The organism is Candidatus Galacturonatibacter soehngenii (genome assembly GCF_008830185.1).
GTDB classification, from domain to species: domain Bacteria; phylum Bacillota; class Clostridia; order Lachnospirales; family Lachnospiraceae; genus Lachnotalea; species Lachnotalea soehngenii.
The window spans coordinates 66,914-83,335 of sequence record NZ_WAGX01000003.1 but is presented as its reverse complement, the minus strand read 5'-3'; the positions used below and the strand labels follow the sequence as shown (position 1 = coordinate 83,335).

General features: G+C 32.0%; 17 protein-coding genes. 1 reads left to right on the top strand and 16 read right to left on the bottom strand.

Annotated elements, in window-relative coordinates; genetic code table 11:
• Window positions 1-9: 9 nt before the first annotated feature.
• From F7O84_RS01145 to F7O84_RS01125, 5 genes are all read right to left on the bottom strand, one after another.
• On the bottom strand, window positions 10-747 hold the full coding sequence (locus F7O84_RS01145) for an ABC-2 transporter permease (RefSeq protein ID WP_151140944.1): 738 nt from the start codon (window positions 745-747) through the stop codon (window positions 10-12).
• Window positions 748-756: 9 nt separating this feature from the next.
• Complete coding sequence (locus F7O84_RS01140) at window positions 757-1,602, bottom strand: ABC transporter ATP-binding protein (protein WP_151140942.1); 846 nt, start codon at window positions 1,600-1,602, stop codon at window positions 757-759.
• 309 nt (window positions 1,603-1,911) lie between these two features.
• On the bottom strand, window positions 1,912-2,505 hold the full coding sequence (locus F7O84_RS19320; RefSeq protein ID WP_151140940.1) for a response regulator transcription factor: 594 nt from the start codon (window positions 2,503-2,505) through the stop codon (window positions 1,912-1,914).
• A gap of 4 nt (window positions 2,506-2,509) precedes the next feature.
• On the bottom strand, window positions 2,510-4,147 hold the full coding sequence (locus F7O84_RS01130; protein WP_192451616.1) for a sensor histidine kinase: 1,638 nt from the start codon (window positions 4,145-4,147) through the stop codon (window positions 2,510-2,512).
• 141 nt (window positions 4,148-4,288) lie between these two features.
• Window positions 4,289-5,212, bottom strand: a complete 924-nt coding sequence (locus F7O84_RS01125) for a DMT family transporter (protein ID WP_151140936.1) — start codon at window positions 5,210-5,212, stop codon at window positions 4,289-4,291.
• 85 nt (window positions 5,213-5,297) lie between these two features.
• Here F7O84_RS01125 and F7O84_RS01120 point away from each other — a divergent pair, with 85 nt between their 5' ends.
• Complete coding sequence (locus F7O84_RS01120; protein WP_151140934.1) at window positions 5,298-6,173, top strand: LysR family transcriptional regulator; 876 nt, start codon at window positions 5,298-5,300, stop codon at window positions 6,171-6,173.
• Here the strand turns inward: F7O84_RS01120 and F7O84_RS01115 are convergent.
• The 11 genes from F7O84_RS01115 to F7O84_RS01065 all read right to left on the bottom strand — a co-directional run bounded on the left by F7O84_RS01115 (window position 6,157) and on the right by F7O84_RS01065 (window position 16,416).
• Entirely contained in the window at window positions 6,157-8,508 is a 2,352-nt protein-coding gene (locus tag F7O84_RS01115) for an ATP-dependent DNA helicase (protein WP_151140932.1), read from the bottom strand. The two genes, F7O84_RS01120 and F7O84_RS01115, sit on opposite strands and share 17 nt — an antisense overlap.
• Window positions 8,509-8,644: 136 nt before the next feature.
• Window positions 8,645-8,875: an HPr family phosphocarrier protein gene (locus F7O84_RS01110; protein ID WP_151140930.1), complete on the bottom strand. Its 231-nt coding sequence runs from the start codon at window positions 8,873-8,875 to the stop codon at window positions 8,645-8,647.
• Window positions 8,876-9,263: 388 nt separating this feature from the next.
• On the bottom strand, window positions 9,264-10,034 hold the full coding sequence (locus F7O84_RS01105; RefSeq protein WP_192451615.1) for a TIGR03915 family putative DNA repair protein: 771 nt from the start codon (window positions 10,032-10,034) through the stop codon (window positions 9,264-9,266).
• Window positions 10,035-10,098: 64 nt separating this feature from the next.
• A complete protein-coding gene (locus F7O84_RS01100) occupies window positions 10,099-11,442 on the bottom strand; it encodes a putative DNA modification/repair radical SAM protein (RefSeq protein WP_151140926.1) in 1,344 nt (447 codons plus the stop codon).
• 85 nt (window positions 11,443-11,527) lie between these two features.
• On the bottom strand, window positions 11,528-11,713 hold the full coding sequence (locus F7O84_RS01095) for a PspC domain-containing protein (RefSeq protein ID WP_151140924.1): 186 nt from the start codon (window positions 11,711-11,713) through the stop codon (window positions 11,528-11,530).
• 16 nt (window positions 11,714-11,729) lie between these two features.
• Window positions 11,730-12,614 (bottom strand): DUF4097 family beta strand repeat-containing protein, encoded by an 885-nt coding sequence (locus tag F7O84_RS01090; RefSeq protein ID WP_151140922.1) that lies wholly within the window; start codon window positions 12,612-12,614, stop codon window positions 11,730-11,732.
• On the bottom strand, window positions 12,614-13,330 hold the full coding sequence (locus tag F7O84_RS01085; RefSeq protein WP_151140920.1) for a DUF1700 domain-containing protein: 717 nt from the start codon (window positions 13,328-13,330) through the stop codon (window positions 12,614-12,616). The genes F7O84_RS01090 and F7O84_RS01085 overlap by 1 nt, the downstream gene beginning before the upstream one ends.
• Window positions 13,323-13,649 carry a PadR family transcriptional regulator gene (locus F7O84_RS01080; RefSeq protein ID WP_151140918.1) on the bottom strand — a complete coding sequence of 109 codons (327 nt, stop codon included), beginning with the start codon at window positions 13,647-13,649 and terminating at the stop codon, window positions 13,323-13,325. Before F7O84_RS01080 ends, F7O84_RS01085 begins: the two co-directional genes overlap by 8 nt.
• Before the next feature lie 359 nt (window positions 13,650-14,008).
• Window positions 14,009-14,194, bottom strand: coding sequence for a ferredoxin (locus F7O84_RS01075; RefSeq protein WP_151140916.1), 186 nt, complete (start codon window positions 14,192-14,194; stop codon window positions 14,009-14,011).
• A gap of 25 nt (window positions 14,195-14,219) precedes the next feature.
• Entirely contained in the window at window positions 14,220-15,569 is a 1,350-nt protein-coding gene (locus tag F7O84_RS01070; RefSeq protein ID WP_151140914.1) for a sn-glycerol-1-phosphate dehydrogenase, read from the bottom strand.
• Window positions 15,570-15,813: 244 nt separating this feature from the next.
• Window positions 15,814-16,416: a GNAT family N-acetyltransferase gene (locus F7O84_RS01065; RefSeq protein WP_151140912.1), complete on the bottom strand. Its 603-nt coding sequence runs from the start codon at window positions 16,414-16,416 to the stop codon at window positions 15,814-15,816.
• Window positions 16,417-16,422 lie beyond the last annotated feature (6 nt).

Sequence of the window (16,422 nt, the reverse complement as noted above, 5' to 3'; positions counted from 1 at the left end):
AATATTCTCCTAAATAATATTTTTATTATGAAACATACGTATTAAAATTAATAGAATTATAAAGAAAAAAAGTATACTCCATAGATACCCTGATATTTGATAAGTTGTATTGCCTGATATTTCAGTTAAATAGTCTGCCATGAATTCTGGAAATATGTTCTTCATGCTTGCTATTTGATCAGCATATCGGCAAACGAACCATATAAAATACACAACTACTAAAGTATAGATTTTCTTCATAAATAGTCCGATAAAAAAAGAGATTATACTACATACATAAAAAGACACTAAATATCCTCCAAATATTCCTATATATATTTCAATATTTTTACTAGAAAATACAATAGGAATATTATTTTTCAAATTCCCTAAACAGTACATGCTAAAATTAAATAACCAAAACAATATATGCAAAACCAATATAAATAGACAAATAGCGCTTAACTTCTGTAGTACTATTTTCGTCCTTGAAATCACATGTATAGTGACAAGTCTTAATTGACCACCTTCAAGTTCTCCTGAAAAAGCATCCGTTGATAAATAGATAATTACTAAAAAATAGGCGTACTTTATAAGCATTTGCATTTCAGCACAATAATCAAGCGCACTAGTTGACAAATTATTTTCCTCCACCATATATGGTAGATTCAAAAAACAACCAATAGCAAATAACATAGGCATAAATAGAAGGAGAATCAATGAAAAATAATATTTTTTATAAATTATTTTATACAATTCTTTAAGCATTGATTCCTCCTAAATAAATAGTTGATATAGTGCATTTTCAATAACCTCAATTTTTGATATTTCAATTCCTTTTTTTAAATGTTCGTGAATTGTTCTTTGCAAAATTTCAGAATTATAAGGTATCTCTATTTTCATTTCTTTTCCAACAAACCAAATATTATATTTTTTATTTGTATTTTGTAATTCCTGTAATGTGCCGCAATATTTTATTGTCCCATCTGAAATAGCAACAATTTCATCTGCCAAATCACTAACTTCCTCCAATTGATGGCTTGAAAAGATTATAGTAGCATCTTTCTCCCTTTGGATCTGTTTTAACATGCTTTTCATAAACTCTATTCCTACAGGATCCAATCCTACAAAAGGTTCATCCAATATAATCAGTTCTGCATCATGTAAAAAAACCTGTGCTAAGGCCAATCTTTGTTTCATACCAAAGGAAAATGATTTTACTTTTGAAGAACTATTATTCTCCAATCCTACCAATGTCAATAGTTCATCAATTTTTTTCCGTCTATTACTTTTACTGATTTTTACATCAGCCATTAGTAAATAATTTAAATTTTCATATGCAGACATATCCTCATAAAACCTTACATCCACCAGAGAGCTAATCTTTCTCATAATTTTAGGGTCACCGTGATTTATTGATTTTCCTTTAAATTTTATCTCCCCATCATATTGACACAGCAACCCAAGAATAGTTTTCATTAGTGTTGTTTTTCCAGCACCATTTTTTCCTAATAAACCAATAATTGTTCCCTTTTCTATAGAAAATGAAATATTGTTTAAAGCAATAAAATCACCATAATGTTGTGTAAGATTATGGATTTCCAATAACTTCTGCTTTTTCATTTAGAATAACTCCTTTGTGCAAGGCAATGGAGCAATAATCCATTGCCTTACAAAATTTAGATTTTAACACCCTTTTTGTTCTTATATCCAACCCCTACACATTTTTTTGTTCCAGCGACGATACAAGCACGTCTTGCTACTTTCGATTTAAACAACATATTCCTCACCTCCATAGCCTTATGTATTATCAAATATTTAGTCAACTATTATTCGACAATTGAATTATCTCAATAAAAACGCAGAATAACAATAGGACCTTTGAGCAAAAAATTTACTCAAAAGTCCTATTGACATGATTTATTCTCACCTTTATTTAGCACCAATGATGCCTAGTTCAACGCCTTTCATAATAGCACCAATTCGAGATCTAACATGTAATTTGCTTAAGATGGAAGAAATATGATTTGTAACCGTTTTTTCAGAGATATAAAGCTCTGCTGCAATTTCTTTTCGTGTTTTATCTAGACTGATAAGTTCTAATACTTTTACTTCTGCATTAGTTAACACCATATTCTCTTCACACATTGGAAATACATTAGCTTGATCAATACACACTTTTTTAATTGTTTGAACCAAAGATGAAATATTTTCTTCTTTCGAAGCAAATGCATCAGCTCCATTATCCTTAGCCATATGACTTATATGATAACCCGACATTAATATTATCTTGATTTCTGCATTCTCTTCTTTTATTTTTTTTGAAAGCTCTAGTCCGTTAAATTCACCCATCCGAACATCCATTAATAAAGCATCAGGTTGTTTTTCTTTCAGGCTTTTGATTAAATGAGTTGGGTCTGTAATCGTTTCAATTACAGCAATTCCTTCCTCTTTATTCAATTGAGCTGCTAGAGCTGAAGCTAACATCTTATGGTCATCTACAATTATTATTTTTATCTCTTTCATATAACTACCTCAACGGAATATAAAATTGGAATTCACTTCCCTCTTTATCTGAGGAAATCCTCATATTTCCACTTAAATTAGCAATTTGTTTTCTAATTGTATAAAGTCCAATATTGGAGTTTTTTAATAACTTTTCATTTTCTGGTACTTGAAAACCGATTCCATTATCAGATACAACACACACAATACCTTCTGCCCCTTTGGATATTCCTATTGTAATCTGAGTACACCTTGCATGCTTTATTGCATTTGTAATTAACTCTTTTACCGTTCTGTATATAATAAGTGAAACTTTCTTAGGAAGAACTCCCTTCGGATATTCATATCGAAATATCAGCTCAATGTTATGATCAATTTCTACTTCTTCTATAAATATCTTCAAAGCTTGCTCGACTCCTAAATCTTCCACAATAGTCGGGTAAATATCTTGACCCTTTGTACGAATTAATCCAATTATAGATGTGAGTCGCTGCTTTGCTTCTTCTGGTCTAATTGAGTGTGATAATGCAATTAAGTCTTGAAGTATTTCATCATGAAGAAAAATTGATAACTTTTCTCGTTCTTCTTCAATCAATTCTAATGTACAATTACCATAAATAGTATCCTTATTTTTACTTATCTGATAACTATAGCTTAAGAGTGGTAATATTAATAAAAGATTAAATAAAATAAATTCTAAAGTATTCTCCGAAAGAATAATAAAAAAATATGTATTAGCCAGAATCAAATATACAACACTTAACAAATATCGTTTTAATCCTTTATTATTAATCCCCAGATATTCCCGTTTAATTAATAAATATATCATTGTTATTACAGTGCCTGAAAAAATCATAATCTGATAAATGTTATGATGTCCTTCTAGATTTTCCATGTGAATAATAGAGTACAAGTCTTCCTTTCCATCTGTCTCTACAGTTTTATCTATTTCATATGAATCCCCCATACTATCTGGAACCTTTACAACAGCAATCATTGGGATAAACTGTAAAAGAATAAATACTATTATACCCATAATAAAACCACTTGACAGGAATTTTATTTGTTTTTTTGAATAAACATTTGATTCTTTATAACCATGTAACATACTTAGAAGAATTAGAATCATCGTAATAAAATAATCTGTTGTGATAATTAAATTTCTGGTTTTTATAGAAAATACAGTAGTGTTTGCACTAACCAAATATAATAGAATTAGAATTAGTGTGATAATTATTAATATTCTAGCCATAAATATGCAAAAATTTTTTTTAGCAATAAGTGTCAAATATCCTATTGAATAGTACAGAACAATATTGCTAAAAAAAACTAATATGACAATTAGTATGTTTACCACGCTATTTTGATTATTCGTAGTTACTAATAAACATACAGCAATACTGATACATGTTAGATAATAAAAAAATAACTTCCCTGCCATATAGGCTGTTAAATTCATATATAAATAAACAGTAAAAGCCACTAACAATAATCCAACTGTCAAATATATATATTGACCGAGTGATAATAAAAATATATTTGTTTTATCTTGTTCATGGCTTAAAATTACCTCCTCAAATGCAACATGAAATGTATGATAGATAAGAAAAATACTAAAAAATAATATGATAGAATAAGCAATTTCTCCCTTATATGTTTTCATAAAATCCCCCATTAAATATGAATTACGTTTTTACATTTACTCCCTCTTTCATATATTATACATCTAGTTATATCAACAATCAACGACACAAAATAATGCTTTTAACACTTATATCTGTAATATTTTATCATTAACAAACATTTAAACTTTATTTACAACATAAATTCCCATACATACACAAAATAATGCAAGAAGGTTTTGAATACTTACGATAGGATCACCTAAGAATATTACTGAAAGAATTGCTCCAAAGATTGGTATGGCAAAATTAAAGATAGCAATTTTACTTGGTTGATTATATTTTAATAGCGTTGTCCAAATAGAGAAAGCTATAGCAGATACCAATGCAAGATAAACGAGCAATCCATATCCTTTTACAGAGGCACTATTAAGTCTTGCCCCGTTTAAAAATCCAACTATGATAAGTAGCGTTCCTCCAAGCGTCATCTGATATCCTGTTAACATGACAGGATTCATCTTTTTAGCTACTACTTTACTTATCATAGCACCTAGTGCTGCACTAAAAGTAGATAGAAGCATCAATCCATCGCCTAGCAAAGTAAATTTACCTAGATTTCCTCCACTCTTTATATTAATAATAAGGATACCTATAAACCCAATGATACATCCTGTAACTTTTCTAAGATTTAACTGATCCTCCTCATGAAACATAAAATGAGAAATAAAAACACTAAAAAATGTTATTGTTGTAGCAAGTATTGCTCCTTTTGCTCCTGTAATATTTGATAGCCCAATGTAAAAAAATAAATATTGCATACAGGTTTGTACGACTCCCGTTATAACAATACCCTTCATTTGCTGCCTTTCTGGTAAAAACACTCTTTTCGACACTATAAAATATACTATTAATGTAACGATTCCAGCCATGGAAAATCGAAACCCCGCAAGCAACATGGTTTGATTGATTTTATCATTTGTAATCCCAAAATATTGATAACTGATTTTTACTCCTGGAAATGCACTTCCCCAAAGCAGCGTGCATAAAAGTGCAAGTAAAATCACATATCGTTTCTTTTCAAATACATTCTTCTTTACTTTTGTCATAGTCAAACCTCTTTGTTATTGTTTTGATGGTAAAATAATTTTACTTATGTTATAATGAAACAAGTATTTATAAGGAGGACTTATCATGGATATTAATTATGAATTATACAAGGTGTTTTATTTTGTCGCAATTTCTTTAAGCTTTTCTGAAGCTTCCAAGCAATTATATATTTCTCAATCCGCTGTAAGCCAGTCAATCAAGGTATTAGAAAAAAAGCTAAACCAAACTTTGTTTGTTCGAAGCACAAAGCGTGTTCAGCTCACGCCAGAAGGCGAAATCTTGCTTCGCCATATTGAGCCAGCTATGAATCTGATCAAAAGAGGAGAAGCGCAGATTCTAGAATCAAATACCTTGGGGGGTGGGCAATTAAGAATTGGAGCAAGTGATACGATTTGCCGCTACTTTTTGGTTCCCTTCTTAAACCGTTTTCATAAAGAATACCCAAATGTACATATAAAGGTTACGAATCAAACCTCGATTAAGTGTGTAGATTTATTAGAAAGCGGACAAGTTGATTTAATCGTAACCAACTACCCTAATTCTCAGCTTAATAACACAAATCAAATTAAAGTTATCAAAGACTTTTCTGATGTTTTTATCGCAAGTCGAACTTATTTTAACTTAGATAAGAAAAAAGTAACCTTACATGAACTTCAGACGCATCCTATTTTAATGCTTGATCGTAATAGTACAACTAGTGAATTCGTTCACCATATCTTTCAACAACATCAATTGGATTTAGTTCCAGAAATCGAACTTAGTAGCAATGATTTGTTGATTGATTTGGCTAGAATCGGTCTTGGCATTGCTTTTATACCTGATTATTGTGTACCAGTTGATTCTCCTGACTTATATGTAGTAGATTTGGCAGAAGAGCTACCAAAACGACAATTGGTTATCGTTCATAATCAACACCTACCCGTATCACAGGCTGCCGAAAAATTTATTGGCTACTTTTAAAGCGAGTCCAAAACATATCTAACTGACTTTTTACTGTTGTAATTGTACAAGCTGGGGGCTGATTCCATTCTCGCGGAAACAGCTCCTTATATTGTCTACTGTGAAAGCGTTCATCTAACAAAAGAATCACACCTCTATCGTTTGTGGTTCGAATCACACGCCCTGCCGCCTGAAGTACTTTATTCATTCCTGGGAAACGATAAGCATAATCAAATCCGTTTTCTCCTTTGGCATCAAAGTAATTCTTTAGAATTTCTTTTTCATTCGAGATCTGAGGTAACCCTGTCCCGATAATGAGCGCTCCTATCAAGTGGTCTCTTTTTAAGTCTATTCCCTCACTAAATATTCCTCCCATAACACAAAAACCTATAATTTCCTTTTGGTTATTCGTAAAAAGCTCAAGGAATTCTTCTCTTTCTTGCTCATTCATTCCTTGTTTTTGACAAACACATGGCATCGTTTCATCCATATATTCGTATACCGCTCTCATATATTGATAAGATGGGAAAAAAACCATGTAATTACCCTTTTGAACTGCATAAACTTGTTTTATATAATCAGCTGTTCTTTGATATTCCATAGCGTTACGTCTAGTGTATTTGCTACTTACATCATTTCCTATCAAAATCATTCGGTTTTCTTCTTGAAAAGGTGAGTTTGCATAAATAGCATAGTCTTTTGGTTCACCACTTAATAACTCTTTATAATACATAATTGGTAAAAGTGTTGCCGAAAAAAACACGGTGCTGTTTCCTTTATTTAAACACTCCAGTAAGTTCTTGGAAGGATTAATACAAAACAACTTAATCTTAAATCTTCCATCTTCTTCATGCTCTGAATAAATTGCATAGTTATCATCGATTCTTTCATACATATTTAAAAAATGTCTGACTTGAAAATATAACTCTAAAACTTTTTCCACCACATCATGCTCTTTATTTTCTTCTAGAAACTTTTCCATTTCAGCTGCTAATGTCATCAAATCAAGTATAAAAGCTCCAATACTTTCAATCATCAAGTACCGTTCACATTCTCTTTTCCATTCCAGTAAACTTTTATTGCATTTTTCTAAATACTTTTCAAGTTTCCTGCTATAATATTTTACTTCCCTTTTTAATTCCAGTATATCTTCTTTATAGAGGGATGCACTATACATTTCTCTTGCTCGATCTACCAAGTTATGGGCTTCATCAACCAAAAAAAGATATTCACCCTTAACTCCATCAGCAAAAAAACGTTTTAGAGAAACCTTTGGATCAAAAACATAATTATAGTCACATATAATCACATCACACCATAAAGACACATCCAAACTCATTTCAAAAGGACAAACAGTATATTTTATGGCATACTCTTCAATTACTTCTCGTGAAAACGTATCTTGCTCTGACAACATACAAAAAACAGCTTCGTTCACTCTATCATAATGTCCCTTTGCGTATGTACAGTTTACTGGATTGCAATCCATTTCCTCACATAAACACAACTTCTCTTTCGCCGTCAGCGTAACCACTTTCCCCTTTAACCCTTTATCTTTTAATATAGAAAAGGCTTCCTCTGCAACCGTTCGTGTGATTGTTTTAGCTGTTAGATAAAATATTTTTTCGCCTAATCCTTCTTTGACTGCCTTTATAGTAGGAAAAATGGTAGACATTGTCTTACCTACTCCAGTAGGGGCTTGTATAAACAAACGCTTTTTTCGATTGATTGTTTTATAAACCGAGGTCGCTAAATCTTTTTGTCCCTCTCGATAAGGGAATGGAAATTCCAACGGTGCAATGGAGTTATTTCGAATTTGATTCCATTCATATTGAAACCTTGCCCACTTTTGATATTCGTCCATAAGTGCTAGAAACCATTCTTCTAACTCACAAAACTCTATGGTTTCCGTAAAATATTTCTTAATTTCTGTATCTAAGTTGCAATAAGTTAGTTGAATGTCTATTTGGGAAAGGCCTGCTTCTTTTCCATAAATATAACCATAACATTTTGCCTGCGCTTTATGTACTTCAATTGGAGCTTGAAGATAATCCAAATCCAAATAGACTCCCTTTATTTCATCTATCGTAACTTTATTCTCTTCAATTATAATTCCGTCTGCACGACCTTCAACTGTAACCATAAATTCATTAAAATCCAATTCAATCTTTAATGGATATTCTGCATGATACTCTAATCCCATCTGCTTTTGAATCTTACGGTGCATTTTACTGCCAGCTTGCATGGCCTCTTTATCATTTTTACTTCCCTGTCGATTATCGATGTCTCCACTTCTTAGAATAAACTCAACTAAATTTCGAACCGATATCTTTATATTTATCTTATCCTCATTCATGCTATTCTCCCTAGTCATAACCATTTTGACATATTGAGTGTTGGGGTAAAACATTTCTAATGTATAAAAAAGCTGTTACAAAATAACTACTCTCGTCATTTTGAACAGCTTTCCATCTATGCTTGTTCTCTCAGCTTTACGCTACTACATATTTCTTTAGAACATTCTCAAATTCAGTATTTTGTCCACCAAACTGAACAGTCAATACATTATTTAAATCCAAACTCAATACTCCTAATATTGACTTTGCATCTATGATTACTCGATTATAAAATACATCAATATCAAAATCACATTTTTCCGCTGCTGACACAAAATCCTGAACCTCTGAAGTTGCCTTTAATCTAATTTGATACTTCTTTTCCATCCTAACAAAATCCTTTCTAAAACAACTTATAGTTTCACTATAAGCTTTAGCAACATAATTATAATCACTACAAGGCATTGCCAAGGACCTACTTATAATTATGTATACTATATTCAAGTTTAGTCATTATGACATTATTTTATACATTTGTCAATCGGGAAATTTGACTCAAATAAACGTATTTTTCAACAATAAAAGATATTATATTATTTTTAATATCTTTTACTTGTAATTTTATACAAAAATCATTTTTAGTAGCAATTTAATATCATCATTATTTTTTTATTATGAAAAGTTTACTTTCATTTTTTTACTTGTTTCACAAAAATAGTTGTTAATAATTTATCAGAATGTAAAACCTAAAGATTGACCTCTCTTTTCTTAATCATTATCGTTGAAATTCAACCATATCTTTTTGAAATCGAAGTGGCAAATTCTGTCGTTGTAGCTTTAGATTCTCACGTTCTTTTATTGAAATGCTATCGCAAAATCCTCTCCACAAATTTTCAAATTCCTTTTCTTTTTCTGATACTGTTTCAAAAAAATCAATATTGAATTCATTGCTCTTAATAATTCCCCACTGTCCTCCGCCTTGATGAATTACCGCAAGACGTCTTCCTTTGTCATAAATCATCCAATTTTCATTTGGTAGCCTATCTGAAAAATGTGGTGCTATTAATGCCACAACGTCATTCTTTGGTTCTATAACAGCACACAAAATTTTGTTCGTTAATTCTTTAAATCGAACAAATCCTAGCAGATGATGACTTTCATTCCCCACTGCTCTGCTTAATTCAAATACTCGACAGATATTATCATCCTTTAAATGCTCCATTAGTCTTCTAGGTGTTTTACTAGTTAAACCATACTGAATAGTTCTAAAAATGGCATTTGCCTTATCTTTTTCATAGGAACAAGCTGCTTGATATATATTTGTATAATTAAGTTCTCCAAAACGCTGCTCGATTGTTCTAGCTACTTTATCTGCTTTTATCATATCAGTGTTAACATTAATATATTCAGAAAATAATTCGTAGTTTCCTTCCTGCTCACAAGATAACTTAATACTATCCTTTGGATATCGACTCTCCCAAATATTATATACTCCAGTAAATATTCCCTCTATACTATTCTCACATAAAAATATCTTCTGATTCATGGTTACCTCATTTCCTACAATCTCTGATAAATATTTATTCCATGATAACATGAATGAATATTTATTATATTTGACCATATATACTTTGCATATGATCTACTATTTCAGGATGTGGATTAAAGCGAATGTCATCGAATAAGGATATTTGTTTATATCCCGCTTCTTTTACATCAATTGGAATTCTCTCCTTTAAATTCAATAGGTTCCTGGTAATGTAATCTTCTTCTATTTTTGTTTTATACATCATCTTTCCGTTACAAGTAATAAAGTATAGTGCTCGTTTTAATACAACACCCATCCTTTTAACATCATCAAAATCAAGAACGGCTTGTCTTCTTGCTTTCACAATTCTTAGTGCAGACTTAGTTCCTATTCCTGGTACACGAAGAAGTGTGTAGTAATCTGCACGATTTATTTCTACTGGAAAATTCTCTAAATGTCTTAACGCCCAATCACATTTTGGATCAAGCATAATATTAAAATTAGGCCTATCTGCAGATAACAATTCATTCGCTTTAAATCCATAAAATCGCAATAACCAATCTGCCTGATAAAGTCGGTGCTCCCTTAAAAGAGGTGGTCCACCTGGTAATGCAGGCAATGCTGAATCTTCATTTACATGTATAAATGCAGAATAAAACACTCTTTTTAAATTAAATTTATCATATAAATTCTCTGCTACTGATACAATCTGATAATCATTTTCTGGTGTTGCACCAATAATCATCTGTGTACTTTGGCCAGCTGGTACAAAGGAAGGAGCATTTTTATATATCATAAGCTCATTTTTACTTTGCGTTATCTGAGACTGAATTTGTCGCATCGGTTTTAAAATGTTTTTTCGATTCTTATGCGGTGCTAAAGTCTTTAATCCTTCTGCAGTTGGCAATTCCAAGTTAACACTCATACGATCTACAATAAAACCAAGTCTTTGAATCAACTCACTATCTGCACCAGGTATGGCTTTAACATGAATATAACCGTTGAAATGATACTCTGTTCGAAGTTTTAAAATCGTTTGATAAATTAAATCCATTGTAAAATTAGGACTTTGAAGAATACCAGAACTTAGAAAAAGCCCTTCAATATAATTACGCCTATAAAACTCCATTGTTAATTCACACACTTCATCCGGGGTAAAAGATGCTCGCTTTACATCATTCGAGGAACGGTTGATACAATACTTGCAATCAAAGATACATTCATTGGTGAAAAGTATCTTAAGTAAGGAAATGCATCTTCCATCTGCTGAAAAGCTGTGACAGATTCCACTTGCTACTGCATTTCCCATACTTTTGCCATTTCCTTTTCTATCTACTCCACTGGAAGTACATGCAACATCGTACTTCGCCGCATCTGATAATATTTCAAGTTTTTCCATTACTGACATTTTCTCTTGGATAAGCATAAAAACACCCCTTGCTCTTCGAACGTTTGTTTGTTTTAATATAACATATGTTCGATTCTTGTGCAAGGGGCATTTTAACTATTTTTTAATATTCATCTGGAATAATAATTGCGGCAATAAAATATGCTAAAATTCCAGCTCCTGTAAAGGCTATTAATACCAACAATAATCGGATTATCGTAGGATCAATATTCATATACTCACCTAATCCTCCACATACGCCGCATATCATTCGATTGGTTCTTGATCTGTATAATTTTTTTGGTTCCATAGTCAATTACCTCCTATTATAATGTTTCATTAAAATATAATTCAATGCTTCCAACACCACACTCTATGTCTACGTTTTTTTTGGCATGATTATCAATTGTTCGTTTTGTTGGTAAACCACCAATTGATTGATTACCAATTATGACATTACCAACACCACAATCGATATCATAATTAAAGTCGGTCTCTTGATTGGTTAATGATAGTGTAATATTACCTAAACCACATTCCAAATCAGCATCTCCATTTATACTTCCATTTAACTCTAATCTGCCAACTCCACAATCCATTTTAATTTTATCGGTTATAAACTGATCAATAACGAGGCTTCCTGCCCCAACACTAATTTCTGACTCCTTGCTTGTGATTTTATCACCCTCTAATTTGCCAGCACCTAGTTCAACTGAAAGCTTATCCGTATTGATGTTTGATGCAATAACTTCACCTGCGCCAATATCAATTTTTACTTTGTTAAAGCTTGCACTTTTTGGTATAGAAAGATAGATGGTTGGATGATAATTATTCCTTAATTTAATGCGCCATCTTTCCGTTATATTATCTTTTATGACTAGCTTACCATTTTCATTTACGCATGTATATCCTTCTAAAATATTCTCTGCATTCACAAGAATAGAATCCCCATCCGTTGTGTCAATTTGTAACTCAGCGTATTTTAAATCAATACTTAATTCATCAACCTCTTTAAATTCATCGTTAAAGGATGTAAAACTTTTATTACTTATCGAATAACCATTTCCAAAACCAAAAGAAAAACTGCCATTTCTGACCATATCTGCAAAAGTAGTACCAGCACCTAACACTCCCCCAATTATCGTTAATACAAGTCCTATCGATATTACAACTCCACTAAATATTAAGCATGCTCTTGTAAAAGATTTCATTATATTGTTCCCCTCCTTCTTAATGGCACTCTGCAAAGATTAACGAAACTTCTCACCAACCACGGAATAAAACGACAGCAAATCTGTGCAGATAATAATACAAATAAAATTCCAATTCCTACCAACATTAATCCAACTCCACAACTAAAAATGCCTGTAAGCGGAGTAGTGAATAATGCAACAATTCCAACTCCAAACACCACAACTCCACCAACACAAAGCGAAACAGCCAGTGCTATAATCGTTACAAACAATGCAATCGATACACCAATAATCCCCATCGCCAAACCGAATAAACTTCCAAGTATAGGCAAACCGACTGGTATGGCTAGCAAACAAAGGATTACAATTAATGCTATTTTACCTCCTGAAGCTTCTTTTCCTGCTTTTCTTTCTCTTGTATAAGTTCTATGACTGTTTTCTTCCTTATTTTCTGAATCAAAATTGTCAATCACCTCATAATTAATGGTAAATCTAGGATCCGAATATCCTCGCTCCGTAAACTCTCCTGATACATTTTCATTTTCTTGAAGACTGGTTCTTATGATTGCAGCAACCTTTGCAGGTGTTCCTAATTCTCTTATTACTTCACCTTCATTCTCCACACCAGCCTCATCAAAATAATCATTATAATACTGTAAAGCTTCTTCTCGTTCGCTATCTTGAATGTTTCCAAGCAAGTTTTCTAATTCTTCCATAAACTCTTTTCTATTCATTGCTTCTGCCCTCCTCAAACATCATTGTTATTCTCTTTGAATAACTTTTCCATTCCGAAATATATAAATTCAACTGAATCCTGCCCTTTTCTGTTACTTTATAATATCTTCTATTACGGCCCCCAAATTCCATATCGTATACTTCCAGGCAGTCATCTTTTTGCAATCGCCTAAGTACAGGGTATAAGGTAGATTCTGAAATTTCAATTACTTCTCTAACATCTTGTGTTATTTTGTAACCGTAAGTTCCATCTACTTCTTTGGATACAACCGCAAGGACTATCGCATCAAGTAACGCCGCACCCGTATTAAATACCATGGTATCCTCTCCTTTTCAATTTAATTTACTACTTTTCCTATTCAAATATGTTATGTTTTAATTAATATTATTTATTTTTCAATATTATTATTTTATTAATATTAATCTATATACAATACTATATGTCATATAATATTATATGTCAATATTTTTTTTGTTTTTTTCTTAAAAATATCTGATACACAAGAAACAATTCATTTTGTAAAGCAATTTATTCCTTATCCACACCTCTTTGATTTCCCGAAAGGTTGTATATAAAAGGGAAGTTCAAAGAACTTTTTTATACAAAAAAAACCACTTACCTACGGTAAATGGTTCATTGTTCTATCCATAATGTTTAAATTGGTTATAAAATCTAATTACGCTTCACTAATTGCCTCAACTGGGCAACTTTCCATTGCATCAATCGCACTTTCTTCATTGTCTGCTGTTGATTCCTGATAAGCTTCTGCTTTTCCCTCATCATTCATGCGAAACACATCTCCTTCTTTTTCAGGACATAATCCGCAGCTAATACAGACATCTGGATCTACATAAAATTTCATTTTGCTCACTCCTTTTTATTTTGAATTATAACCACATTTCTATAAATTCATTCATACTCTGAGCTCGAAACTTTTCTAATTCATCCAAATCAAATAGCAATTGTAACAGTCCATATCGATTTCTTAATTCTTTTGCATAAACAATGCTGTTTTTAAGAAGCTGCATACTAATATCCACCTGTTCTGGTAGATATGGCGCATCCAAAGATTTCAAAATAAGACCAATCTCATCCGCACTTGGCAGTTTTTGAATCAAACTTATTATTTCTTCTTTTCTTTCTATTATTCTCTCTCTTCTTTTGTATACTATTTCATTACTATTTTTATGTACTTGTTCTTCTAATGCAATTACCTCTTGTGCTGCGTAACCATATACTTGTCTAATAGCTTCTTCCCAAATAGCTTCATCGAAATTAGGGGCTTTTAATTGTTCTAAATTCTCTAAACTAAGTTCTGCTTGTTTGTATAACTTTAGCGCAACAACGGTTCCTATTCCTACCTTGGTTCCATGCAATGCACACAGAATATTTTCTTGTAAAAAAGTTAATTCCCAAAAATGTGATAAATGATGTTCGCTTCCTGAAGCTGGCCTTGAATTACCAATATAACTCATTGCAATTCCCGATAAAATCAAAGCTTCCATAAGTGATGCGATTGCATCTTTATTTCTTTCTTTTAACAAAGAAGACACCTGAACAACCAATTCCAATGAATCTCGAATCAAAGCTTCAACAAAATCACAATAGTATTCCCCTGTAACAATACTTGATAACTTCCAATCTGTTAGGCATACATATTTCCCTAATATATCGCCAACTCCAGCGGCTATCATTTCCATAGGAGCATCCATTAGTATATTTATATCGGCAAAAATAGCTTTTGCACGTCCAACTTCATACGTACATTTTAAATGATTGGTTATCAAAGCAGATACATTCGATGCATAACCATCCATCGACGGCGCAGTAGGCACGATAATAAAATCAATTCCCATTTTATAGCTAATGAATTTGCACACATCATTAATTGTACCTGAACCCACTCCTATAATCAGGTCGCATTTTGGTGCAATATGCACCATAACTTCTCCAATTGTTCTTTCATCCGCCAAGGGATTCTTCTCTTTTAATACAATAGGCTCAAACTGGATTAAATTATTTCTAAGTTCCTGATATACTATTTTACCAGCAATTTCTTCTGTATTACTATCACATACAACACATGTATTATGATAAAACCCCGCCATTATAAATTCAGAAAGTTTTCCAATTGCCCCTTCTTCCACAATAATCTTATCTATATCACATCTGTGCTTTTCTCCACAGTTACAATCAATTTCGGTATTTAAATAGTCATCCCAGTTTCTTTTTTCCATTCTAAGCTCCTATCAATAAGATTTTAGTCTATATCAAAATTTATATATTATATGCACTTATCTTCAATGTTTTTCTGCTTCGCTATCTCGCTAACCTATCGAGAAAAACAAATGTCTGCTTCGCAGCCGCTTGTTTTTCTTTCGATAGGTTATATTATAGCATAGCAAATTATGGCTGTCTAGGTAACTGTTTCCTTACAGTTTTTACTGGTGGAAGCTTGCATTTTGTGTGTCATACACGTTTTTATTGATAGAGCAATTTCATTGTTGATTCATCCCATATTGATTCCAGTATCTTTACTGCCTCTTGGTAATCTTTGTCATGGTACCCTAGCGAATCGTCTTTAATTAACTGAAATCCCATCTTTAGATACATTTTAATTGCTTTATAGCTCCAGGTTTGGGTATGTAGATAAATATCTTCACCTGGTTCATATATGGGAAAAAGGGAAAGTGCCTCTTTGAATACTGCTTTGCCTATACCAAGTCCTTGGTATTCTGGACGTACGGCAACATAATGTACTTGGGCTTGATGCATTCCTTTGTAATTAATATACCAAGCACAGGCATTGGCTACTGCAATGTTGTCTTCCTTCATTACGAATACCATTCTTTTTTTAAGTTGTTCTTTATATGGAATCAAATCTTTTTTAAAATAGGACAATGCCTTTTCCTCATTTTCAAACTCTAAGACTTTTGTTTCCGTCTTGGCCCATTCTTTTTCTAGTCCTTCCTCATACATTTTAAAAAAATACCCTTGTGGAAGGGTATTTTTATCATAGGAGAGGTTCTTTTCATAATCAAGTTTCATAATAATACGTTTATATGGTATTGACTTATCTAACATTACAAC

Excerpts from the sequence above, each read along its gene's own strand:
- F7O84_RS01080 (WP_151140918.1), bottom strand. The coding sequence starts at position 13,649 with ATGGTATTTAATACGGGTGCGGCGTTACTTGATGCGATAGTCCTTGCG.
- F7O84_RS01115 (WP_151140932.1), bottom strand. The coding sequence starts at position 8,508 with ATGAATGAGGATAAGATAAATATAAAGATATCGGTTCGAAATTTAGTT.
- F7O84_RS19320 (WP_151140940.1), bottom strand. The coding sequence starts at position 2,505 with ATGAAAGAGATAAAAATAATAATTGTAGATGACCATAAGATGTTAGCT.
- F7O84_RS01105 (WP_192451615.1), bottom strand. The coding sequence starts at position 10,034 with ATGAATCAGAAGATATTTTTATGTGAGAATAGTATAGAGGGAATATTT.
- F7O84_RS01090 (WP_151140922.1), bottom strand. The coding sequence starts at position 12,614 with ATGAAATCTTTTACAAGAGCATGCTTAATATTTAGTGGAGTTGTAATA.
- F7O84_RS01120 (WP_151140934.1), top strand. The coding sequence starts at position 5,298 with ATGGATATTAATTATGAATTATACAAGGTGTTTTATTTTGTCGCAATT.
- F7O84_RS01075 (WP_151140916.1), bottom strand. The coding sequence starts at position 14,194 with ATGAAATTTTATGTAGATCCAGATGTCTGTATTAGCTGCGGATTATGT.
- F7O84_RS01100 (WP_151140926.1), bottom strand. The coding sequence starts at position 11,442 with ATGCTTATCCAAGAGAAAATGTCAGTAATGGAAAAACTTGAAATATTA.
- F7O84_RS01145 (WP_151140944.1), bottom strand. The coding sequence starts at position 747 with ATGCTTAAAGAATTGTATAAAATAATTTATAAAAAATATTATTTTTCA.
- F7O84_RS01095 (WP_151140924.1), bottom strand. The coding sequence starts at position 11,713 with ATGGAACCAAAAAAATTATACAGATCAAGAACCAATCGAATGATATGC.
- F7O84_RS01125 (WP_151140936.1), bottom strand. The coding sequence starts at position 5,212 with ATGACAAAAGTAAAGAAGAATGTATTTGAAAAGAAACGATATGTGATT.
- F7O84_RS01110 (WP_151140930.1), bottom strand. The coding sequence starts at position 8,875 with ATGGAAAAGAAGTATCAAATTAGATTAAAGGCAACTTCAGAGGTTCAG.
- F7O84_RS01065 (WP_151140912.1), bottom strand. The coding sequence starts at position 16,416 with ATGTTAGATAAGTCAATACCATATAAACGTATTATTATGAAACTTGAT.
- F7O84_RS01130 (WP_192451616.1), bottom strand. The coding sequence starts at position 4,147 with ATGAAAACATATAAGGGAGAAATTGCTTATTCTATCATATTATTTTTT.
- F7O84_RS01070 (WP_151140914.1), bottom strand. The coding sequence starts at position 15,569 with ATGGAAAAAAGAAACTGGGATGACTATTTAAATACCGAAATTGATTGT.
- F7O84_RS01085 (WP_151140920.1), bottom strand. The coding sequence starts at position 13,330 with ATGAATAGAAAAGAGTTTATGGAAGAATTAGAAAACTTGCTTGGAAAC.
- F7O84_RS01140 (WP_151140942.1), bottom strand. The coding sequence starts at position 1,602 with ATGAAAAAGCAGAAGTTATTGGAAATCCATAATCTTACACAACATTAT.